This window comes from Sulfidibacter corallicola (genome assembly GCF_017498545.1).
Classification (GTDB): Bacteria; Acidobacteriota; Holophagae; order Acanthopleuribacterales; family Acanthopleuribacteraceae; genus Sulfidibacter; species Sulfidibacter corallicola.
In genome coordinates, this window is sequence record NZ_CP071793.1 from 1760264 (window position 1) to 1784838 (window position 24575).

A 24575-nucleotide genomic window follows, 5' to 3' on the forward strand; every position below is an offset into this window, starting at 1 on the left:
CTCGGGCTCTCTTGAACTTAAAGGGTGCTGGCGACCCGGAATCGGTCTTGCCGTCGTCGAAACGAAATCAGAAAACCTGGAAATGATAAAACCAGGAAAAGAGCCTCGTGGTTTGCAGCTCACGGGGTTCCTTTTCCTGGCTTCCGGGTTCATTTTTCCGGCAATTGGGCCATGACCCTTCGACAGAAACCGGGATGGGTGTTCCTTCCTCGAAATCGAGCGCGGTATGTCTTATGAATCGAATCCGCTTGGTGCCCCCGAATGCCGAGAGATTCGTGGTGCCCGACGCCCCGCTCACGATGCGGGGCCGTGGGCTTTTCAACTTCGTTGGGGCGCGGCGAGAGAGGTGATCGGCACCGCTCTTCAGTGTAACCACCTTTCGCTAAAAGTGTTACTTCCACGCGTCGGCCCGGCGGGCTTACCGCCCTGCTCAACGTACTGGCCTTGTGCCACGCTTTGGATGCGGGACCTGCCGACGGACGCTCTTCGAGAAGTCGGCCCGGCACACCGTCCACTGGCATGCCACCCATGGGCCTGAGCCCCGGCTCATAGCTTCATGTGGAAGCTCAGCTCGAAGGTTCTCGGTGCGCCGATCGCCAATTGGTTCGGGTAAAAAATATCGCCCCACGGGATGTAGTCGGTGTCGAACAGATTGCGGACGTTGAGCGCGATGCGGTACTTCTTCATCTGGTAGGCGGCGAACATGTTGACCAGGGTGTAGGACTTCAGGGTGATGGTGTTGTCGAAGTTGGCGAAGCGATCACCGACGTAACGGAGCCCCACGCCGACATCGACCGGCAGGCCGATCGGCTTGCTGCTGCTCACCCAGGCGCTGGCCACCCACTTGGGCACGTTGTGGGGGCGGTTCCCGGTGGCATTGACCCCGAAATCCGGGTCGACGAACTCGCCGTACTCGGCATCCGTGAAGGCCAGGGTTCCGCCGATGCGATCCGTTTCGCTCAATTGCGCCATGCCGGCCAGCTCGATGCCGCGGGCCGATTGACTGCCCACGTTGCTCACGGTGTTGTTGTGGGTCACCTGCAACAGGATGTCGTCGCGCTGGGAATCGAAGAGCGCGAGGGTGTACTGATAGGTGCCGTCCTTGCCGGCGACCTTCAGGCCGATTTCGGTTTGGGTGATGTCGGTGAGATCGAAATTCTCGTTGGCGTTCACCAACAAGATGTTGGAACCCACCGGATCGTGACCGGTGCTCCAATTCCCGTAGATGGTTCCGCCGGGTGAGAAGCGGTAGACCGAGCCCAGGCGGAAGGAAAACGGGTTGAAGTCGCGCTCGAAGCTGTCCTCGGCCAGGAAAGTGCCTTCCGGATCGAAATTGTCGCGATTCAGGTCGATGTCGTCGTAGCGTGCCCCGAAGAAGAGGCGCCACCGCGCCGAGACCTGCACCGCGTCTTCGAAGATCCCGGCGAGGGTGGTGATTTGGGTGGGGCTGGACCAGCGCACCTGGGGGCCGAACAGCCCGGGTTCGGGCGCCAGCGGATCCACCTGATCCCCGTCGGGAAAGCCACGCACCCTGGAGAAGTCGATGCGGCTGTAATCCAGGCCGAGGACCATTCGGTTTTCCCGGCCGTTCCAATTGGCCACGTGGATCACGTCCAACTGGTTGCCGTAGAGCTCCTGATCGTGAAACACGAAAAAGCGATCCCGGTCGATGCGCGCGACGTCCTCGTCGAAGACGTAGTTTTCCGCGTTTCGCCAGGCGCGATCGGCCTCGAAGTAGAACAGGGTGTTGGTGATGTTCCAGCCGAGCGCGGGAAGCCATTCGGCGGTCGCGCGGGCCCACAGGTGTTCCGACTCGGAAAGCTGATCGGTGACGTTGTAGTTGGTGAACCTCAGGCGTTCGTCCAGCACTCGGCCGTCGTTGGTTTCCACTACGCCGTCGATGGGGTCTTCGGCGAAGGATTCGGAGATCAGCGGCGTGCCCCAGTAGGCCGGCAGGTCGTCGTTCAGGTAATCGGCACTCAGCGTGAGATCCAATTGGTTACCCAGGCGCCAAAGCAGGGAGGCCGTGAGGTTCAGCGATTCCGAATCGGTCTCGTCCACCCAGCCGCTGGATTGGGTGTGGTTCACGTCGATTCGGTAGGCCGCGTCGTCGCCCATGGGTCCCCCGGCGCCGAACCCCACGTCGTAGGTGTCGTAGCGTCCCAAAGAGGCGAAGAGCTCATAGGTTTGCGGTAACTGCAGCACGGGTTTGCGGGTCACCATGTTGATGGCGCCACCGGCGGTGCTGGGTCCGTGGTGCAGCGATCCCGGCCCCTTGTAAATTTCGATGCGTTCCAAGTTGAACACGTTCTGGGGTCTCATCGTCATGGTCGACGGGCCGGCGCGGATACCGTCGCGCAGGATGGCGATCGAATCGCGGGTGTAACCCCGTATCGAGAAGCTGGAGGGTTCGGCCGGCGATTCGCCCGACAACACGCCCACCAGGTTTTCGGCCGCTTCCGTCACGCTCTTCAAACCCCGGGCACGCGTCGTGTCCTTGGCGATGATGTCCACCGAGACCGGCATCTCCATCGCGTTCAAACCCAGTCTGCTGCCCGTTTTCGGGATGTGGTCCAGACCCAACTCGCGCACGGCGACCTCGGTCACCCGTAGCTCCAACAGATCCTGCAGGGAGAGTTCGGTCATGTCCTCTTCCTCGGGAGGTTCTTCGCCGCCCCTGAGCGAAACCATGGCTAACGCGAGAGCCACCACCAGAAAAGTGTACTTGGGCGGGCACACAGGTCCGTTCCCTCCTTCGAGCATCGATTGCTTACCTTGTGAGCAGACGTGTTCATTAAAAGCATTCGGTCGGGTGCGCAAAAAAGTCAAGTACCGAAGTTTTTGGCCCGGATCAAGGAGTCGGCAAGGCGCCAGCCAAAGTTCCCGTGATCGGGAAATCCAAAAAAATCGACCATCTTCCCGGATACCGGCGTGTAAGGGAATGAAACCTATTTTTTTAACGAGGCCCCGTCATTAATGTGGCGAGACCGACGGTGTCACCCAAGACACGAGGAGTATCGATATGCTGAGACCGACCGCGTCGAATGGCGGCAAAGTACAAAAATCCGGTGGGACCGGAGGGGGCGAAGCCTCCAAGGAGGTCTCCGGAAAAAAAAGCGAGGCATTGGGTGTGGTGGCCAAGGCCAAGAAAATGCTCTTTTCCAAGTCCGAGGGCGGCGTCAAAAGTTCCAAGGAGCCTCTGGAGAATCAGCCCAAGACCTTGGAGAAAATGGGCTCCGGCGTCGATCTGGAAACGGAGGAGACGGGCCGCAAGTACTCTTCGGAATCCGAGGGGTGGGACAGCGATCTGGAAGACGGTGCACATCGCTTATTTCGCGTGTTCGGACCAAAACCGGGTGAATCGGTCGAGGAGAGCATGAAGGTCAATTCCCGCAAGCAGGACCCCAGCACTGCGGGCGCAAAAGAGGCGGAATACGCCGAGTTGGCTAAAGAAAAGCCCCAAAAACTGACCGGCATCGCCCGCGAACACATGATTTCTTCCGATGGCAGTCCGCTGATGTCCTTCGTGCTCGATCCCATGACGCCGACATCGTTTGGCGGCTTTGGAGGGGTTTCTCCCGCCATGTTTGCCTGATACCCCGTACCTCTCTCTTCTGGAAGGGAAGATCCGTCGGATGGCGGATCGACCCGTTGGATTGCAACCGGTTCGCCTGGCGTTGTCGCGGCCGGAACGAACCGAGGCCTTGAATGCGATCGATCTCATCGATACCTGGACGGGCGATTCCAGGCCATCCGCGTCACCACTTCGGGCGAACCGACGCCAACGGGTTTCGGTTTCGCCATTTTTTTGCGCCGAGTGCCATGACCGGGTGGCGTGTATGACCCAATGGCCTCGTTCTCCAACATTTTCCAACCGTTCATGTCGGCGAAGAAAAACCTCGATCACCATTTTTTCTCCACGATTGAGCTGCAATATGGGGGAGAGGGCCGTGCGTTCGACGTGCAATTCGCCGCGTTCGAACCGCCATCGATGACGCCCTCGGTCCTGTCGTCGTTCTCGATCGATCGGGTACGCGGCGCCGGTGCGCCACCCACCGCACCTTACGCCGTGAACCTTTTGCACGCCATCATCGCACGGAGGAATTCATGTCGACCAACGTCTCCCAATACAACCGGCAATCCATGCTGAGAACCCAGCAAGTTGGCCATCCCCTCGGCACCCAGCAGAAGGGCCTACAGGGTCAAAAGGGATCGGGAGCTTCGACGCTCGACAAGGATTTGATGACACTGGCCAAATTGAAATCGGCCAATTCCCCGACGGTCGGCAGCGGTCTGGGTGCCCTCAAGCCCCAGGAGCACCATTTGGCCGGCGCCTTGGGTGGTTTCGACACCGAAATTAAGGGCAGCCAAACCAAGAATGTGATGAACGCCAACACGGCGGCCAGCGAGTTCGGCGTCCAGTTGGGCCGAAACCTTCACCAAGACGCCCTGCTCGACCTGATGGCGGGCCGCAAGGAAGCGGCCATCGTGCGGGATTACGAGCAGTCCGGCCAGTCACAGGAGTTTTTGATCAAAAACGTGTCCGACGACCTGTCCAAACCGGAACTGCGGCTGTTCCAGTTGAAACAGGGCCAGGTGGTCGAGGTCGCCAATACCGCCGACATCCCGGTGGACGAACTGTTCGGCAACGGCGGTCGGTTGATTCTGGGCAACAAGGTCGTCAATCCGCAAAGCCCCAGCCCCAAGGATTTCGAGGGGGGCAACACCCTTCACGCGCTCAACAAGTTCCTGGGCGGCAACCAGGTCACCAAGCAGGAACTGGCCGGCAAGGCCGCCGAGCATTACGAACACATGAGCTCCAGCGATCGAACCTTCAGCGGCGTCGCGGACGGCGACGTCTACCAAAAGGGGAAGATGGATCTCAGCCAGGACAAGTGGGTCAGCGATCCCAAGATCGTTCAGAAACTGCTGAGCGATCGGGCCAAGGCCAAAGGATTGCCGGAACCGCGCTTCGATCGCGTGCCCGACGGCGGATCCATGATGGACCGTCAAAAACTCGAGCAACACATCGACAGGCTCGGTCAGAGCTGGGACGGTGCCGACAAACTGCTGATGATGGCCTACAACCAGACCACCAAGCAGTACGAGGCCATCAATTTCTACAAGGACGACAACCAGCAGTGGCACCGCGCCGACGCCAACGGCGATCCACTACAGACGCCGGCCGACTACATGCGCGGTATTTTCGGGCTGCCGGCCAAGGATGCGCCCAAACAGCAGCAGCCCGTCCACAAGGATGTTTCCGAAGTTCATGTCATGTCCCAACAGAAACAGCGTGGCGTCGGCAATTCGGACGTTCATCCCCAGTCACAGCCCCAGCGCAAGGAGTCCCACACCGAAAGCGAACTGTCGTTCGATCCGTCACTTCTTTCCCGTAAAAGCTTTCGCCAACCGAGCTTCGACGAATTCTCTCAACTCAATCGAGAAGACACGGAGCTGTCCATGCTGCGCCGAGAGGATACGGAAAGCCTGGATCTCGACGAATCCCAATACTTCGGCGATTTGGATTTCGAAGACAGTGAACACAACGTGACCGATTTCAGCCGGATGTCCAGTTTCGACGAATTCGACGAATACGAATTCAGCCGTTTGCAGAGCCGGCTGGACCACGAAATGGACAAGATGGAAGTCGCCCAAGATATGATCGATGAGGCGTTCGATGTAGACGATGAGGAAGTCAATCTGGTGATGCGCCAAGTCCTGGGTGATTCACACGGTAAACGAAGCGTGGAATCGTTCGACTTGGATCGTGAGTTCTCGGAGACCTACGATACGTTCTCGGACACGTACGATACCGATTTGGATGATCTCGCCGAATTCGAGAGCGAACTTCGGGATATGGAGACCCAACAGAACCTGGTCGGTGGGGATCACCAGTTGAAACGTGAGCCGCGATTGCGAGGCGACAAACTGCTCGACCCTCAGAACCACAGTTCCGTGGATTCGCATCAATCGAACCCCAAACGGGTTCGGAGCGAGCCCAAGAGAACGGACGTCTCGGGGCTCAATCCACTGAAATCGAAGTATACCCAGCAACAGAAGGACCTCTTCAAAGGGCAGATCAAAGTGTTGGATACCATCATCCAACAAAACGAGATGGGCCGTGACCAAGCTGCCACGAAAATGGAAAAGCTGTCTGCCAAAATTAGGGAATCGAGAAAGAAACGAGGCGCTGGTCAAAACCTCAAGAGGCCCAAATTCAGCCCCCAAATTACCAGCAGGATGAAACAGCAAGAGGTGAAATGGTTCAAGGAGGTCAAGGTTCTTCGCGCCCAAATCCAGCAGTTCGATGTGACGCTGCAACAACAGGATCGGAAGCGTCAATCCTTTCTGAATGCGCTGATGGATTGACCCGTGGTCCATGTCCATCGAGAGGGTCCGCCTTCGTAGATATTCCCGTGTCTGGATGGGCACTCATACCTGTCGGGATTCACCGGGTGCCTCGCGGTTGAGGCCGCCGTCGGCGGATATCGCTCTGAACGCGTACCTGGCTCGAAATTCCCTGTTTCAACCCTCGATCGATGGATTGTTCTCGTTTGGGTCCAACCCATCTTCGAGAACCAGCCCTCTTGAATCCAGTCACTTGACTTCGCTGTACCGCCACACTCTTTCGAGAACGTGGTTCTGGCCCGATCTGCGTCCCGACGGACTCGCCGGCGTGAGTTTCGACCCGGCCGCCGATGTTCCCGCGGCCCTTCGCGCGAAGCACGGCATCCAGGCTTGTTCGACCGCTCGTCGTCGAGACCGACCTGGCGGTGATCGCCGCGATCAGCCGTCCTAACGAGGCGATTCGTCACGAGCCGTCGGCTTCCCGGGAGATCGCGGTGCCCGCGGACATGGGCGTGTTGGAACAGGGTGAACCGTCGTTCGCCCGTCGCTCGGAGTTGTGAGGCGAGAGGTGTCTATCTTTCGGAAGGCCCAGCCGGCATTCGTGGATGGGCCAGGTTTTGGCGCTGGATCGCAAGCGCGTTCAGGAGGCGGCCGCGGCTGCGCGTTCTCGAGTGAAAAAACGTGTGTTTTCGAGATTTTTTGGCGGTTTTCAGCAGTGGATGGGACTGACAAATTGGTTCAGTGATGGGGCGTCGGCGTCTCGCGAGAGGTCATCCTTGCCGCGAACGCGACCGTCCACATTTCTCGATCCATCCACCGGGGGCGCCTAGTCCGCTTTCGGTAACGAGAATCAACAAAGGTGCTTAGATGTGGCGCTCGGAGTATGGGACCGCTTCGGACGGGGTATTGCGGCTCCACGAACGCGCCACGGGAATATCCCTTTTCGCGAACCGATTTCGCGTGTCCTTCACCACCGAGCGATCCTGGATTCGCCAACCACATTTCCATTCAAGAGGAACACGACACATGGATTTCAAGTTATCAGATGCCTTCGGCTTGTCTTCACTCGCCGCTGCCGTTTTGGCTCTGTTTTGCCCGGCCTTCGCCGGGATCGAGGTCGGCACACAAACGCCCTCTCTCTATGCGGACAATCCGCACAATACCGCTTCCTCACTGACGCTGACGGTGACCGGCGACGACTTCGCCGGCGCCAGTGCCGCACAACCGATCTACTTGCGCATCGGACTGGGACAGGGGGCGGTGCTGCAACATACCTTGGTCGATATCGACGATCTGGGGAACGGGCGCGTTCACGAACCGATTTTCTTGCCGATGCGTCTGGTTCGAGGATTTACCGGAGACCGTATCGGCGCGCCTGCCGAAACCCTCGCGATCGTGCGCTGGGTTGCGGGCGAGGGCGCCATCTGGCTGCGCATTCAATCGTCTTCCAGCGCATGGATCGCCTACGACGGCGGAACCGATGCCCCCAGTTCCCTCGGGCCGATCGCGTTCGACTTGGGGCTTCCCGCCTCCACTCATTGGCTGGTGAACGAGACCTATTTCGCCATTTCGCGGGCGAATCTTCAGGCTCCGTTCCGCGACGTCCAAGCCTCCGGTGAGTCCGAATCGTTTTCGACCTTGATCTGCCTCGATCTGCAGGGCGGATCGCTGGCCGTCGACCCGGCACCCACCGGCGAGACCCGCCAAACCGTGGAAATTCTGCCCTACGATCACCAAACGACCGGCATCACCAGCGGTTCCTCCGAGGGCGACATCACCCTGGGAGCCCTGTTGTCCATCGACATCACCGGATCGATGTCCGTGGGTCGGCTGCGTCACGCGACCTCGGCGGGTTCGGTCGGTACCAGCGATGCCAACGGCACCATTACCGAAACCTGCCCCGAAAACCAGGACCCCGACGGCTTGGTTTCGATCGACGCCCAGGCGAACCTGACCTTCGCGGGTTCTGCCGCTTGGGGCTTCCACCGCGACTCCCGCTTGTTGGCCCGCGTTCCCGAGAGCGCGATGTACGGGTTCCGGGTCCTGCTCGACGATCAGGATCAACCTGTCGATGGGGCCTCGGTTTCGGGTCGGGCAGGAACGGTGCTGCTGGCATCCTCGGCATTCGCGTCGGACGCCGATACGTCGCAAGCCTTCGCGCCGGCCGATGCGGTGTTCGACATCCAAGGTGTGCCGTTCAGCCGCAGCGCCGAACTTCGTTACCAAGGTGCCGGCGCCGAAGGCGGGTTCGCCACTTCGGTGAGTGCCCAACTATGGTCGGCGGAGGTGTCCGAAGACACGGCGGCCGAGATCGGGTTCGCGGTTCGTGCCGCGGCTCGCGATGCGTTGCTCGACCCCGATCCCCGCTTTCAAGGCGAACATCAGCACGCCTGGTGCGGGCCTCAAATCGCCAGGGTGGTCGAGGACGCCATGCAGGGTGCCGGCAGTTTCGCGGTCTGCACCAATGTGACGATCGCCGACCCGGTCTTGCGCACCCTTCTCCTGGCCGTCGCCGATCAGAACGAGGACGGCAGCATCGATCAGGATGAGGCCCTGACCGTGACGTCCCTCGATATCAGCGACGCCGGGGTGCGCGACCTCGGGGGGCTTTCGCATTTCGCGAACCTCGAGACGCTGCGCGCCGCGGGGAACGCCATTTCCGATCTCGTTGAGCTTTCCGAGCTCACTTCCTTGAAGGAAGTCGTGCTGACCGGCAATCGGATCGAGAGTCTGGCCGCGTTGGTCGCCAACGGGTTCCTCGGGACCGCCGCCAATCACGCGATAGTCGTCGATGACAACTACCTGACCGCTGAAGTCTGCGCCGATTTGGATGCACTCCAACAACGAACCACCCCTTCGGGCGCCACGCTGACCTTCCTTCACCAGGGCGACCGTCCCTTCATCGCCGCGCTGGCCGGCTGGTCGGAACGGGAGACGAGCGTGCTGGACATGGTCACCCACCAGAACGACGGTGCCTGGCTGAGTCCCGGTTACCAACTGGAGTGTCTTTGATCATGGCTACATCGTTCAAAAACCAACATGGTCCATCATCTACCGCCAAAGGGAGTGCCTCATTCATGACGAACCAGACGATTCGGTTATCCAAATACCTCATGGCCCTGTTTTGTTGCTCGCTGGTCGGCATGCCGAGTGTCTTCGCCAAGATCGACGTGACGACCGACGCTTTTCCGGTTTCCACCTCCGGGAATTGTGAACAGGGTGCCTTGATCTTTCTAGAGATCAGCGGCAACCATTTCCCCATGGCCAGTCCCGAGACGCCGGTCTACCTCAAGCTTCAATTGGACAAGGAAGTGAAGCTGGGAACGACGCTGGTCAACGTGGCCCAGTCCGAGGCTCTGGGTTTGGATCTAGGGCCTATCTTCCTGCCGCTGTACATGCCCGAGAATTCGGGAGCGATATTCGACACCCTGGGCGCGCCCGCGGACACCCTGAGTATCGTTCGCTGGGTGGCTGGCGAGGACAGCATCTGGTTGCGCGTGCAACGGCCCACCACGACCTGGATCGATACAGGCGGGGGTACCGAAGCGCCCACCTCCTCTACACCGGTCCGGACCATGTTCTCCGCGGAGGCAAGCAGGAGTTGGGAGACCCTGAGCGGCTTCCACACGGAAGGGCGCGCCAATCTCCCGTTCTCGACTCGGGATCTATCGGCCGGCGCCAACACCTTCTCGGCCGCCATCTCGACCCTGCTGTGTCTGGATATGCGTGAGTCCGGTGTGCGGCCCCAGCCGGCTCCATCGGACGAGAGCATCGTCAACATCGAACTCACGCTGTGGCGAGGGCCCCTCGATGGATTGACGAGCGAGGCCGATGCGGTCGAGTTCCCCCAAGGCCTGATGGTGCCCGCCACAGTTACCGGCGATACCGAGGTGGCTTCCGTCGTCGATATCCAGTGCAGCGGCAACTGGCCACTGAGGGATCCCGTCGTCACCGGCCCCTCCACCTGCGGCGATCCCGGCGGCTGGGTCGAGCAGACTCAGGAATTTGGCTTCAACGTGTTCTGCGGCTCCAATCGCGGGGTGCACCACGGGTCGCGCTTCATCCTGACATGGCCGGAAGAGGAGCCTCTGTACTTCGAGGTCGCCGTCGATGGCGAAGGCAATCCTATCGACGCCTCGGACGTTTCCGGTCGGGCCGACACGGTTCGCCTGGCCGACGCCGTGTTCGGTGGCACCACGACCAGCGACGGACAGTTCACCGCGCCCTACGCCGAGCGGGATCACCTGCGGCAGGTCAATGGTCGGTGGATGGCCAAAGGGGCTGAAATCATGTACCAGGGTGTCGGTGAATCGGTCGAGATAAGTGCCGACTATTCCTTTACCGTCAGTCATCCGACCAACGGGGAAACCACCGATGTCGTTGGGAACATGCAGGTTCTGGCAACCGGTTGGGACAGCAGCCTGGATACCGATCCGAGGTTTTCGCTACCGCAGCAAGCGATTCGCTGTCCACCGTCCTATATCGAGGCGTTCAACGGCCACACCGGAGACTTGGCCGTCTTCCAAGGCTGTGAGTGAGGTGGTGGCCTGTGGAGGAAGGCCCGCGAGACCTGTTTCGCTGAGGTCTGAATCCTGAAATTCGATGCCGTGCTCATCCAGCCGGGTCACCTCGCAAGTCGCGAGGTTTCCGGCTCTGGATGGGCGCGCCCTACACGTGGGCAAACCCATTGGCTTCGGCCACGATCGGCGGTGGCTTCAGCGGTTCACCACGAAGTCGCCGCTCAGGCCGGGGGCCGGATTGCCGGACCACGGACTGCCGGACCACGGACTGCCGGACCACGGACTGCCGGACCACGGACTGCCGGACCACGGATTGCCAGTGGTTGGATTGCCGATGGTCCGGCATACCCACACACCGGGCACCGGGTTCTCTCGTGGGTAACCAATCGAAGCGAATCGCTAGGACGTTCCCGCATTTTGTGAGCGTGGTATCGTTGCAGTAGGTACCGGGCCATACCGGCCGTACCCGCCCAGGGCTACGGACCGACAATTTTCAGCGAACTCCCCGTGTATCCGTTGTTTAAGGTTTTTGTCTTTATCTTCGAGCTTTGCGAGTATATTCCCATGAAAGCTCAGGACTAACGGGCAAACTTGCTCGATTTCAAGAAAGAAGCAACGCGAAGCGAGCTGGCTCGGGGAGCCCGCACGCGCGTAAGAAACGTAAATCCTGTAGGTTGAGCACGGCGGGTATGGCAGCCTGCCCAACCAATCGAAGCGAGCTGGCAAAGATCGAAATTGATCATCGAGAGATGTGGCGGCTCGACTTATCTGCTTCGCTCTTTTACCACTCGACCTTGCGAAACCTGGGTCGCTCCGAAGTGTCGGGCTGGCAGCCCAACCTACTGCACCGCCGACCCTCCAAGCATGCGGGAACTCCTCACATGGGTCACTTCGACATGTTCATCCGGGGTGCGTTCCGCCTCCTGATGGGCCACCCGACCATTGTTCAATTGGCGCGCTGAAAACCCGCCGGGATCCCTTCCTCCATGCGTTTGCTGGGCAAATCCTCCGCCTGTTCGGTTAGGGGACGGCCTGGTCCTTCCAACGCTCTTTCCAGCAATTCGATGAGGATGTCGTTGATGTCGCGGATGTCGCCCTCGGACAACACCTCGGGGTCGTAGTTGAAAACCAACGAGCGTCCACGTCCATTGTCGATCTCGAGGCAAGCCACTTCCAGCGGATGGGTGAAGTGCTGGAACGGTAGGTATTTGATCGTGGCCTTTTCGCCATCGAAGAGGTAATCGAAGTTCGGCACCATCAAGGCGTTGAAACTGACGTCGAACAACGGGCGATTGCCGGTCTTCCCGTTGTGGCATTCCTCGGCGAGATCGGACAGGACACAGGCTCCGGCGCGGTAGTCACCCCGCAGGTCTCGTCCCATTTCCTTCAAGAGCTCATGCAGCGAAAGGCCGGGTTCATATCGCCAGGGGAAGGGCCGGCAGGAAGCGAATTGACCCGACATGTTTTTTTGTTTTCGATTGACACGATTGCTCGAAGGCAGGCCCATCACCCAATCCCGCTTGCCGAAGTAATGGCTCAGCGCGGTGCCCAACAACGCCTGAACGACGCGCACGGGGTGGTTCTTATTCTCGCGACCGAACGATGCCATCCGCTCGATCATGGCTTCGGACCATTCGAAACAAAACTCCCGGCGTTTCGATGTTCCCTTGCCAGGTAGGGCGTCGAACAGCGATTCCCTCTTTTTCGGAAGCCGGTTACGCCAGTAGAGACTGCCATCTTTCCGTTCGGTAAATTCCCCTTGGCGCGCCCATGCCACAAAGGAGGGGCGCTCGGGTTTGGCGGCTTCTCCGTCGAGCAGACCCCGATAGGTGCGCATCACGTCATTGACGAACAGCGCCATGGACCAACCGTCGCAAACCATGTGATGGCACACAAAGGTCCAGGCCGTGCAGTTCGGTCCCAAAATATAGAGCTTGGAGCGGTAGAGCGGACCGGCGAAAGGGTTCAAGGGGCCATCGGCAAGATGGGTGGCGTCTTGAACCGCCCAATCGTATGGATCGACCGCGCGAGAGCAGTCCCGGATTTCGATGACGGGTACCACGTGCCGTTGTTTTTGACGAACGGTGGCACCGTCGCCGCCTCGAACCATCACCATCGAGAGCGCATCGTGGGCGGCAAGAGAGATGCGATACGCTTGAAAAAACAGCGGCAGTTCCACGGCAGCCGGGATCTTGATCAAGGATCCGATGTTCACGGCCGGCATTTCAGATTTTTCCACCAGGTCAGTCCAAAAAAAGCGTTGATTGGGGACCAGATCGATCGACGTGTTTTTGGGTTCCGCGTACACGGGGAGATTGGCAGACATGCTTGCTCCTTTTCGTAAATGAGCCCACCTGAGAAAGCGAGGCACCATGGTTAAGACGCGTTGCCATGGATTCCTGAAAACGAAGAGCCCCTGCGGAGGCGTTCGCGAAGAAAGAGGTCAACCCCGGGGTGAGCTTCCTGTGGCGCATGCCATTCAACGGAATGGGCTTCAATCAGTCGACGCCTCTCTGTACCGGCCAGGTCCAGCCGATCACGGTTGCTCAGGGAATGTCGGGAATCGCGAAGAGGGGGTTCGAAAAACATGGAAATGCTCTTGTTTCGGTTTTTATCGATGGTGAGAAAAATTTCAAGATCTAGAAACTAGATTGGCAAAATGTGGAGACATTATGGAGATTGTGAAGAAAGTGTGGAGATTAAACTGTTTAATATCAGATAGTTAGAACGAATTCGTTCTGCGATGGGACACAATATACCCAAGTGCTTCCAAAAGGGAAGTAAAATTGGTAACAAAAGTGAGAAAGTCCTCTGGGGGATTGGGAATATTCGTCTTGTCGAAATAGGTGAGAAAAAATGGAAGTGAGGGCGTCGTCAACCGCGTTTCGTCTCGCTCGAAAAGGAGGGGCCGCCGTGCTTCGTCCGATGTTGGTTCTGCTCGTCGTCGCGTCATTGGTCGCATGTTCGCCATCGACCCCGCCGCCCCCGCCTGCCTACACCCCCGCGGTGAGTGGCATCACCCACTACGAATTCGATCCCGCGCCACAAGACGTCAGCCCGAAAATGCACAATTGGATCGTGGTGCTCGACAAGGCCGACAGCGCCGGCGGTGCCTACGAGATCGTTCAGGAAACGGCGCCGCTCTCCGCGGACGGTGAGGTCGGCCCAGTGGTTTCGGAGGTGTTGATCGAGACCAAGTGGATCGCGGTGAATGCGAAGGGGCTCATCCACTTTCGGTTGCACGTCGGCAACGCGGTGCCCACGGCGAACATGCTCGCGCCGGGCAATGCCGGCCATCCGGTGGTGTTTTCGGGCATCGGCACGGGCAAGGGGGCGTCGAGCTGGGTGGTGTTGCCAGGCGGGGAGTTCGAGCGCGTTACGCCGACCACGACCGAAACCGCACTGGTCGGCGGGGCCTGTACCTTCATTCGGTACCTGGTCAAGAACGGGGCGGGGGAGCGGTTCCAGGCCGACGTGGTCCTGCGCCGTAAATGATCCACGAACCGGTCCACGAAATCTGTCCACGAAAACTGTCCACTAAAAACTGTCCACTAAAAACACGAAAAAACACGAAAAAGACACGACTAAGAAAAGGCCCAACTGGGTCGGTTCCTCCCCGCGGTGGATCGCGATCGACATTTTCTGTTTGCCCACGAATCACTCGGATTGACACGGATAGACAGGACCCATGGGTGGCTCACGACAGGTGTTTTGAGAAGAGAATGGGATTAACATTATAAATATCAAGTGTTTATGTGGATTTAGTTGCCGTTTTGAGCCATCGGGTTTGTGTTCGGTCCCGGAAAAAACAACGGGATAGGCCTCGAACGGAATGACAGAGGTCGTATTCGTGTGATCCGTGTGATCCGTGGACAAGTCATCAAATGTCGCGTGTGACGTGTCGCCCACCCAGGAACCGAACCCGTCGGCGTTTTGCGCAGCGTTCTCGATCACAGATCTAACATGCTGGTAAACAAGGGTATGCGTTCCTGAAACCCATCGAAGCAGCGATCGGCTCGCCGAGCAGGCAATGTCGGAAACATCGTTTTCGTGTTTTTTCGTGGATTTCGTGGACAAAAGGAGAAATGTCTATTGACAGCGTTGTCATTTGACGTTAGGTTATCCTCAACAATTCATCCGATCCATGCTCGACGCGGGTTCGCGCCGCTGGGTATCGTCATCTCTCTCCTCGACTTACGCCCGCTTTCGCGACGTACTCGGCCCGCGTCCCCCTGCATCCGACTCCCGTGGAGCACCCGTTCCGGTCTCCTTGTCCTTTTTTGTCGTGGATGCCTCTCCTGGGGCCGTGCATCCACCCATTGCGGCCGGAACCCTTCGCTCTCTCTGTCCTTTGACGTCTTACCGCGCACGCGGAACCAGCCATACCGGGCTCGATCCCGTCGGTTCTCCGATGGGGCGCTCCGCGTGCGCCCATTTTTTCTCAAGGAGGGACATATGACCATCTTCTCCCCCTCGAAACGGTTCTTCAGTCTCGTCTTCCCGTTGCTGGCCGGTCTCCTGCTGGCCCAGAGCGACGCACAGCCGGAAAACGAACGAGACAAAGCCGAAAAGGAATTGGAAACCGTTCAAAGTATTGTCGTTACCGCTCAAAAACGAGAGACCGACCTGCAGAAGACCGCCATCGCCGTGACCGTACTGGACCAGGAACAGGTTTCGATGAAGGGGTCCCAGGACATTCGCGTCCTGGCCGAAACGGTGCCGTTCGTACACGTGGGTGTCCAGGAAGGGAATTTCGAACTGAACATTCGTGGTATCGGCAGCTCCAACAACACCGAGCTGGGCGATCCCGCGGCCGCGCTCCACATGGACGGCGTCTACATCCCGCGACCGCGGGGCTCCGGGGCCATGTTCTTCGACCTGGAACGGGTCGAAGTGCTGCGCGGTCCCCAGGGAACCCTCTACGGCCGCAACGCCACGGCGGGTACCATGAACCTGATCAGCAACAAACCGCGCCTGCAGGAGTTCGAGGCGGGCGTCGAGGTTTCGCTGGGTAACTACAACCATATCAACAGCAAAGCCATGGCCAACATCCCCATCAACCACGCTGCCGCCATTCGCGTTGCCGGCATGATGGACCGCCACGATCCCTATCTGGAAAACAGCGGCAACGCGGTCACCAACATCACCGGAACCGAGGACGCCGACGACCGGGCCGTGCGCGCCCAATGGCTGTGGCAGTTCAACGATCGCGGCACGCTCACGCTGGGCTTCGACCAGGTCCAGCAAAAGGGCAACGGCTATTCGGGGATCAACGAGTTCGGGGGGAGGGCGGAGGACCCACGCGAAACCAATTACTTCGATCAATTGGTTCACGAATCGGAGAACTCCGGTTACTTCGCCACCCTCGAGTGGCGCCTGACGCCGGAGCTCCAGTTGGTGGCGCAATTGGGACATCGCGCCGTGGACTACCTCCAGGAAACCGGGGCCAACAGCGCGACCGCCACCACGCTCGACTATTCGAAAACCTTCTGGGATGCGGCATCCGATTCGGACACGCTGGAAGTTCGCTTGATGGGGCAGTCGGATCGATTGCGCTGGACCTTCGGGGGCTTCGCCTTCGAGGAAGAACAGGACGTGTTTCTCGGCAGCACCGCCGATCGCGCCGTGGTCTTCGCCGGCACGGTGTTCGATCAGCCCGTCGTCGAAACCGACTCGCAGGCCGCCTTCGGCGAGCTCACCTACGCCTTCGACGAGCGCCACTCCCTGACGATCGGGGCGCGCCACACGCGCGATTCCAAGTTCCGCGAGGGAACCGGTCACATCCTGCTGTTCCAGTACAACGACGGTTCGGCCTACGACACCGGCCATCGCTTCGGTACGCCGGGCTTCCGCTGGTCGGGCGACGGGCGTGAAGTGGCCCAATACGGCCAAATGGACACACTGCCAGGCCTGATCGGGGACGACCAATCCAACGACTTCGTCAACTTCGGTGAAGCCGATTGGGACCACACGGATTACAAGGTCTCCTACGAGTTCCAAATGGATGACGCGCACCTGTTCTACATCACCACCCAAACCGGGTACAAGGCCGGCGGTTTCAACGACGGCGACCAGCGCCAAGCCGACAGCGACGTGGTGCAAAACGGCCTGTTCTCCTATGACCCGGAGGAACTCACCTCCTACGAAATCGGTTCCAAGAGCCTGTTCCGCGACCGTCGGCTGCGCGTCAATCTAGCGCTGTTCCGCTACGACTACGAGAACCAACAGTTCTCCACCGTGCGCGAGACGCCAGCGGGCGGGCGCCTCCTGTTGACCACCAACGCGGCCGATGCGGTGACTACCGGTTTCGAGTGGGAAACCACCTGGTTCATGGTGCACGGCTTCCGCGCCGACTTCAGCGGGATCTTCATGAATGCCGAGTTCGATACCTTCGACACCTTCGATACGCGGGTCGGCTTCAACCCCGATGACCTGCCGGAAATCGACCTGGCCGGCAACCAATTGCCGAAGGCCCCCGACTTCACGTCGCGCCTGGGTCTGAGCCAGCGTCAGGTAGATCGAGCCGGCGGTGTATGGAGCTGGCGCTGTTCGGCTTATGCGCGGGATAAGCACTACCTGAACATCTTCAACGATCCCGAGGACGAAGTCGACGGCTACCTGTTGGTGGATGCCGGGCTGGGCTACACCACACCCAACGGCAAGCTCGAGTTCAACCTGTTCGGCGCCAACCTGGCCGACGAAACCTTCCGCACCAGCCTGATCCAAACACCCTCCCTGCTTCTGGGGTTCTACAACGTGCCGCGGACCTACGGCCTGCGGTTGAAGGTCAGCCTGTAATTCACTGGTCCCGTGACCCTCCGTTCCCGGGAAAAGCGAATGCCGCGTTGTCTCCTGGACCTCCTCCCGAACACGAGGCCGACGTCTCCCCCCCAAACCCGCCCGTGTTCGACCCGCGTTTCCTCGATCCGCCGGCACCCTCCGGCGGATCGAGGGGACGAGGGCCAGGAACGGTTCGACACGACGCACCGCCCATCCGACACCGCAAAGGACATCCCATGCAACTAAGTGCCATCGATCTATCCATCATCGCCGCCTACCTTCTCTCCACGGTGGTGATCGGGCTCTGGGTTCGACGTCGCGCCGCAAAGGACCTGGACGCCTATTACCTCGGCGGTCGGACCTTGCCCTGGTACATGCTCAGTCTTTCCAACGCCTCGGGCATGTTCGACATCTCCGGAACCATGTGGTTGGTGACGCTCGGCTTCGTGTACGGCCTGAAGAGTATCTGGATCCCCTGGATCTGGCCGGTCTTCAACCAGGTGTTCCTGATGGTCTACCTCTCGGCCTGGCTGCGGCGCTCCAACGTGTTGACCGGCGCCGAGTGGATCACCACCCGGTTTGGCGACGGGCCGGGTGCCCGCGCCAGTCACATGGTGGTGGTGATCTTCGCCGTCTGCAGCGTGATCGGCTTTCTGACCTACGGCTTCGTGGGCATCGGCAAATTCATCGAGGTCTTCGTTCCCTGGGAGACGGTGGCGCCCTACCTGCCCTTCACCATCGCCGCGGAACACGGACCTCACGTCTACGGGATCCTGTTCACGTCCATCGCCACCTTCTACGTGATGATGGGCGGCATGCTGGGCGTGGTGTGGACGGATCTGATCCAGTTCCTGATCATGACGCTGGCCGCGCTGATCATCGGCCTGATCGCCATGAACAGCGTGCCCGATGCGATGCTCCAGGCGGCCTTGCCCGAAGGTTGGGATTCGCCCTTCTTCGGCTGGCGCCTCGATCTGGATTGGTCGCAGACCATCGCCGAGGTCAACGCCAAGATGGCCAGCGACGGCTACGGGCTGTTTGGTGCGCTGGTCATGATGATGCTGTTCAAGGGCGTCCTCGTCAGCGCCGCCGGACCCGCACCCAACTACGACATGCAGAAAATCCTGGCGACCCGCTCACCGCGCGAGGCGGCCCTCATGAGCGGATTCGTGTCGGTGGTCCTGATGCCCATCCGCTACTTCATGGTGGCCGGGTTTTGCGTGCTGGCCCTGGTCTACTTCGACCGTCTCGACTTGATGGTGGGCGGGACCTTGGACTTCGAGAACATCCTGCCCGCCGCCATCGTGGAATTCGTGCCCCTGGGCGTGACCGGCCTGCTGTTGGCCGGCCTGATCGCGGCCTTCATGTCCACCTTCGCCTCGACCGTCAACGCCGCGCCGGCCTACCTGGTCAACGATCTCTACCGGCGTTACATCAATCCCAACGCGAGCACCAAGCGCTTGATCTACGCCAGTTATGCGGTGTCGGCCGGCGTGGTGCTGCTCAGCACCATGATCGGGCTCTACGTCGAAAGCATCAACAGCGTGCTGCAGTGGCTGGTTTCGGGACTCTGGGGCGGCTATGCGGCCGCCAACGTGCTCAAGTGGTATTGGTGGCGTTTCAACGGCTATGGCTTCTTCGGGGGGATGGCGAGCGGCATCGTCTGCGCGCTGGCCTTTCCGCCGCTGCTGGGCCCGCTGTTCCCCTCGGTGGCTTCCGACATCCTGCCCCTGTACCTGTTTCCGCTGTTGCTCCTGGTCTCCGGGGGGACCAGCATCGCCATCAGCCTGCTCACCGAACCCGACGACCTGGCGACCCTGACCCAGTTCTACAAGACTGTTCGACCTTGGGGCTTTTGGGCGCCGATCCACCGACTGGTGGTGGCGCAGGAGCCCGAATTCCAGCGAAACCAGGCCTTCCGGCGGGACATGATGAACGTCTTGCTCGGCATCATCGCCCAAACCGCGCTGGTCGCGCTTCCCATTTTCATCGTGATCAAGGAGGAATTCTCGGTGGCTCTGACCTTGGTGCTGATTGCACTCTGTCTCGGAGTCCTGAAGAAGACATGGTATGACAAACTCGAATGTTGATTGCTACACCAAACCCGCGGACCTCACCCGCGTGCATTTCGGCCATTTCGACGATCCCGCCCGTGAATACGTCATTCGCACCCCGCGGACACCCTACCCGTGGATCAACTACCTCGGCAACGATCGTTTTCTGGGGCTGATCTCCAACACCGGCGGCGGTTACGCCTTTTATCGCGATGCCAAGCTGCGACGCCTCACGCGCTATCGGTACAACGGGATTCCGCTGGATCAGGGCGGCCGCTACTTCTACCTGCGGGAGGGCGCCGATATCTGGTCGCCGGGCTGGCAACCGGTTCGCGTCGACTTGGACAGTTACACCTGTCGCCATGGCCTGGGCTACACCCGCATCGAGGGCGTGCGCCGCGATATCTCGGCGGAACTGCTGTGCTTCGTGCCCCTGGACGCCTCGGTGGAGATCCAGGCGTTGACCCTGCGCAACCAGAGCGATCGACCACGTCGGCTCCAACTCTTCTCCTTCTTGGAATGGTGCCTCTGGAACGCCTTGGACGACAGCACCAATTTCCAGCGCAACTTCTCGACGGGCGAGGTCTGGGTGGAGGGCTCGATCCTGTGTCACACCACCGAATACCGCGAACGCCGCAACCATTTCGCCTTTTATTCGGTGAATCGCGCCATCGACGGCTTCGACACCGATCGCGATGCTTTTCTGGGCGCCTACGGTGGGCTGGACGCACCGGCCGTGGTCGTTGCCGGCAGCCCGCGCAACTCGATCGCCTGTGGCTGGTCGCCGGTGGCCTCCCACGCCATCACCGTGGAGCTCGAACCCGGCGAGAGTCAGGAGTTGGTCTTCCTGTTGGGGTACGTGGAGAACCCACCCGAGCGCAAATGGACCGCCGAGGGCGAGATCGATTTGAGCGAAGTGCACCGGCTGAAGGCGCGCTACGCCCACAGCGAGGCGGTGGCGGAGGCCTTCGAGGCGTTGCGCCGGCACTGGCAAGCGCAGTTGGGCCGGTTCGAACTGCGGTCCGAAGATTCGCGCCTGAACCGACTGGCCAACACCTGGGCGCCCTACCAATGTGCCGTGACGTTCCACGTTTCCCGCAGTGCCTCGCTGTTCGAATCGGGGATCTCGCGCGGCATCGGGTTTCGCGATTCGAACCAGGACCTCCTGGGTTCGGTTCACGCGGTTCCCGACTTGGCGAGATCGCGCATTTTGGACCTGGCCGCGGTCCAGTTCCGCGACGGCGGCGCCTTTCACCAGTACCAACCGCTGACCAAGCGGGGCAACAGCTCGATCGGCAGCGGTTTCAACGACGATCCGCTCTGGCTGATTCTGTCGACGGCGGCCTACTTGCGCGAAACCGGTGATTTTGCCGTCCTGGAGGCTTCGACGCCCTTCGCGGATGCGCCCGACCAACCGGCGACCCTGTTCGATCACCTCCATGCGTCGTTCCGGCATGTCGTCGAGCATCTGGGGCCGCATGGGTTGCCGCTGATCGGGCGCGCCGATTGGAACGACTGCATGAACCTCAACAGTTTCTCCAAGGACCCGGACGAGTCGTTCCAGACCGGGGCCATTCGCGGGCAGGGCGTCGCCGAGTCGTTGATGATCGCCGGCCTCTTTCTCTACACCGGTCGCGATTTCGTGGAGATGTGCCGGCGCACGGGGCGTTGCGAGCTCGCCGAATGGGCCCGCGGCCGATTGGCCGACATGCGACGTGCGGTGGATCGCCACGGCTGGGACGGGCGTTGGTTCCTCCGCGCCTACCGTCACGACGGCCAGAAGGTGGGTTCGAGTGAAAACCGCGAGGGGCAGATCTTCATCGAACCGCAGGGATGGTGCATCATGGGCGGTATCGGCCTGGAGGACGGCCGCGCCGAACGGGCCCTCGACGCGGTGGGTGCCCTGCTGGACAGCGAGCACGGCATCGTCCTGTTGTATCCGGCCTATTCGCGTTACGACGCGGCGCTCGGCGAAATTTCGTCCTATCCCCAAGGTTACAAGGAAAACGGCGCGGTGTTCTGTCACACCAATCCCTGGATCGTGATCGCCGAGACCCTGCTGGGTCGCGGCGATCGGGCCTACGCGTACTTCTGCAAGACGGCGCCGCCGTGGCGGGAAGCCCACGCCGAGCGCCACAAAACGGAACCCTACGTCTACGCCCAGATGATCGCGGGCAAGGAGGCCGCCAGGGCAGGTGAGGCCAAGAACTCCTGGCTGACGGGGACCGCGGCCTGGAGTTACTACGCCATGACCCAGTTCATTTTGGGGATTCGCCCCGATTTCGACGGCCTGCGCATCGACCCGTGCATTCCGCGAAGGTGGTCCGGATTCCAGGTGACCCGCGAATTCCGCGGTGCCACCTACCACATCGACATCCTCAACCCGTCGCGCGTCAGCAAGGGCGTCGCCGCCATCACGGTGGACGGCGAGTCGGTGTCGGGCAACCTGCTTCCCGTGTTCGCGGCCGGCTCCGTGCACCGGGTCCAGGTCACCATGGGGAGGGACGGGTCATGAGTCCGCGACTCGTCGGTTTGCTGGTGATCCTGGGTTTCGTATCCGGGGTGTCGGTCTTGGGTATGGACCGATCTGGTGGGGGAGATCTTGCACGTATCTTCCTCAATCAAATCGGTTTCCATCCCGAAGGCGAGAAGCGGGCACTCGCGATCGGTGCGGAACGGGAGCCGTTCCGGGTGGTCGATGAATCCGGCCGCGTCGTGTTCGAAGGCATGTTGGGGGCCGCGTCCTTTTGGCCGTACTCCGGGCAACACATGCGTTGCGCCGATTTCAGTGCGGTCACCAAATCGGGTCGCTACCGCCTGAAACTGAAAAGCGGAACCACCTCCCATCCGTTTCGGATCGCTGAGGACATCTTCCGGCCGGTGCTGACCGCGGCCATCAAAGCCTACTACTTCAACCGCAGCGGTACGGCCGTTTCCACCGCGCTCGGCGGTGCCTGGGCTCGGGCCGCGGGTCATCCCGACACCCGCGTGGTGGTTCATGCAAGCGCTGCCGAACCACACCGACCGGCGGGCACGGTCCTGGCCTCGTCAGGTGGTTGGTACGACGCCGGCGATTACAACAAGTACACGGTCAACTCGGCCTTCGCGATGGCGGTCCTGCTGCTGGCGCTGGAACGCGATCCGCACTTCTACGCCGATTTGGAGGTCGCGATTCCCGAGCGTGACAACGAACTGCCCGATCTGCTGGACGAGGTACTGTACAACCTGGATTGGCTTCTGACCATGCAGGATCCGACCGACGGCGGCGTCTACCACAAGCTGAGCGTCACCCATTTCGAAGGCGTCGTGATGCCGCGCGATGCGGTCAAGACCCGTTACCTGTTTGCCAAGAATACGGGCGCGGCGCTCACTTTCGCGGCGGTGACGGCGTTGGCTTCGCGCGTGTTGGCATCCTATCCCGGCGAGGCGACACGGGTTCGGCGATGTCGCGCCGCCGCTCGAGCCGCCTGGCGCTGGGCCCGAACGCATCCCGACCGACCCTTCGTCCAACCGGAGGGCGTCATCACCGGACCTTACATCTACGACCACGAGGATTTTCGCGACGAGTGGGCCTGGGCCGCCGCGGAACTGTTTCTCGCGGAAGGGGATCGCGCCTATCTGGACGCGGTCTCGTGGTCGGAGACCGACGGCGGCGTGCCCTCCTGGGACTACGTGGCACCGCTGGCCTGGTTGTCGCTGGCCTTCGCCGAAGAGGTGCCCTCCGAATTGGCCGCGCTGGCCGCCTCGCGCCTGTTGGCCAGTGGTGAGCGCCTGCGCGATCAGGCGCATCACTCGGCCGCGCGCGTGGCCATGGGTGCCTACGCCTGTCGCTTCGAGGAGGGCGCCGGCGAGGCGGATTTCAGTTGGGGCAGCAACGGCATGGCCGGGGCGCAGGGCATGGTCCTGATGGCCGCGTTGCGCCTGACGGGCGATCCATCCTTTCGCGAGGCCGCGCTGGCCAACCTCGACTACCTCCTGGGCCGCAACTCGCTCGACCTGTGTTTCGTGACCGGGTTCGGCACGCGTTCGCCTCGGCAGATCCATCACCGACCTTCACAGGCCGACGACGTGGAGGCCCCGGTGCCGGGCTTCCTGGTGGGCGGACCCCACGCCGGCCGTCAGGACCTCGTGCATTGCCCGGTACCCTATCCCTCGGCCTTGCCCGCCTTGGCCTATCTGGACCACGAATGCAGCTACGCCACCAACGAGGTCACGATCAACTGGAACGCGACCTTCATTTTCCTCGCGGGTGCGCTGGAGGCCGATCACCGGATGGGTCTTTGATTCGGAGGCCCCCGAGTGACAGTGGGCCTAAAACGTGGTTATTCTCAATGATAGCGTTGTCTTGAGCTGGTAATTTTTCACTATGAGTAGTGTTGGAGTTTGAGCATAGAATGATTGTTGATTGGGGTGAGTTTATTTTTTTCCACAGAGTCGCCGCCCAGGCCGGGGGCCCGGGTTTCAGGTGGGTAACTAATCGAAGCGAATTGTTTGGGAGTTCCCGGATTTGTGAGAGGGGCGTCGTTGCAGTAAGTTGGCCCGCCGGGCCGACATTTTTCGAAGAACTCCCCGCACATCCGCCTTTTTAGGTTTTTATCTTTATCTTCGAGTTTTACAGAGTTTGTTACATAAGAGGGCTCGGAGTTCACGGAGAGCTTAAGAGATTTCCATCGAATGATTGCCTACTTCCTTACCGTAGCTTGGCTATGAGGGGCTGAGTGAGTCATGATCAAATGATCCTGAAGCCTTGAGTACGCATGGCGTATTCAGTTAAAAAAACAGTGATCACAATTCCGACTCGCGCTGCCGCAGAACGCCGCGATCGATTGGGACAACGGCAATGATTACAGCTACGAGGGGATCGCCAGTG

General features: G+C 60.4%; 11 protein-coding genes. 9 read left to right on the top strand and 2 right to left on the bottom strand.

What is annotated here, in order from left to right; translation table 11 throughout:
- Positions 1-546: 546 nt before the first annotated feature.
- Positions 547-2646, bottom strand: coding sequence for a TonB-dependent receptor (locus tag J3U87_RS05090; RefSeq protein WP_237381951.1), 2100 nt, complete (start codon positions 2644-2646; stop codon positions 547-549).
- A 376-nt stretch (positions 2647-3022) separates the two neighbouring features.
- Between J3U87_RS05090 and J3U87_RS05095 the strand changes: the two genes are divergently transcribed.
- The 4 genes from J3U87_RS05095 to J3U87_RS05110 all read left to right on the top strand — a co-directional run bounded on the left by J3U87_RS05095 (position 3023) and on the right by J3U87_RS05110 (position 10889).
- Positions 3023-3595 (top strand): hypothetical protein, encoded by a 573-nt coding sequence (locus J3U87_RS05095; protein ID WP_237381952.1) that lies wholly within the window; start codon positions 3023-3025, stop codon positions 3593-3595.
- A gap of 512 nt (positions 3596-4107) precedes the next feature.
- Entirely contained in the window at positions 4108-6372 is a 2265-nt protein-coding gene (locus tag J3U87_RS05100; RefSeq protein ID WP_237381953.1) for a hypothetical protein, read from the top strand.
- A 1005-nt stretch (positions 6373-7377) separates the two neighbouring features.
- Positions 7378-9363, top strand: coding sequence for a leucine-rich repeat domain-containing protein (locus tag J3U87_RS05105; RefSeq protein ID WP_237381954.1), 1986 nt, complete (start codon positions 7378-7380; stop codon positions 9361-9363).
- A gap of 65 nt (positions 9364-9428) precedes the next feature.
- On the top strand, positions 9429-10889 hold the full coding sequence (locus tag J3U87_RS05110) for a hypothetical protein (RefSeq protein ID WP_237381955.1): 1461 nt from the start codon (positions 9429-9431) through the stop codon (positions 10887-10889).
- A gap of 928 nt (positions 10890-11817) precedes the next feature.
- Here J3U87_RS05110 and J3U87_RS05115 read toward each other — a convergent pair.
- Positions 11818-13197 carry a condensation domain-containing protein gene (locus J3U87_RS05115; RefSeq protein WP_237381956.1) on the bottom strand — a complete coding sequence of 460 codons (1380 nt, stop codon included), beginning with the start codon at positions 13195-13197 and terminating at the stop codon, positions 11818-11820.
- Positions 13198-13784: 587 nt separating this feature from the next.
- On the opposite strand from J3U87_RS05115, the gene J3U87_RS05120 reads away from it, so the two are divergent.
- From J3U87_RS05120 to J3U87_RS05140, 5 genes are all read left to right on the top strand, one after another.
- Complete coding sequence (locus tag J3U87_RS05120) at positions 13785-14366, top strand: hypothetical protein (protein WP_237381957.1); 582 nt, start codon at positions 13785-13787, stop codon at positions 14364-14366.
- A 960-nt stretch (positions 14367-15326) separates the two neighbouring features.
- Positions 15327-17669, top strand: coding sequence for a TonB-dependent receptor (locus J3U87_RS05125; RefSeq protein ID WP_237381958.1), 2343 nt, complete (start codon positions 15327-15329; stop codon positions 17667-17669).
- A gap of 218 nt (positions 17670-17887) precedes the next feature.
- Positions 17888-19741 (top strand): sodium:solute symporter family protein, encoded by a 1854-nt coding sequence (locus tag J3U87_RS05130; RefSeq protein WP_237381959.1) that lies wholly within the window; start codon positions 17888-17890, stop codon positions 19739-19741.
- Positions 19742-19772: 31 nt separating this feature from the next.
- A complete protein-coding gene (locus J3U87_RS05135; RefSeq protein ID WP_420038282.1) occupies positions 19773-22220 on the top strand; it encodes a glycoside hydrolase family 94 protein in 2448 nt (815 codons plus the stop codon).
- Positions 22217-23989, top strand: coding sequence for a glycoside hydrolase family 9 protein (locus J3U87_RS05140; RefSeq protein WP_237381961.1), 1773 nt, complete (start codon positions 22217-22219; stop codon positions 23987-23989). The genes J3U87_RS05135 and J3U87_RS05140 overlap by 4 nt, the downstream gene beginning before the upstream one ends.
- Positions 23990-24575 lie beyond the last annotated feature (586 nt).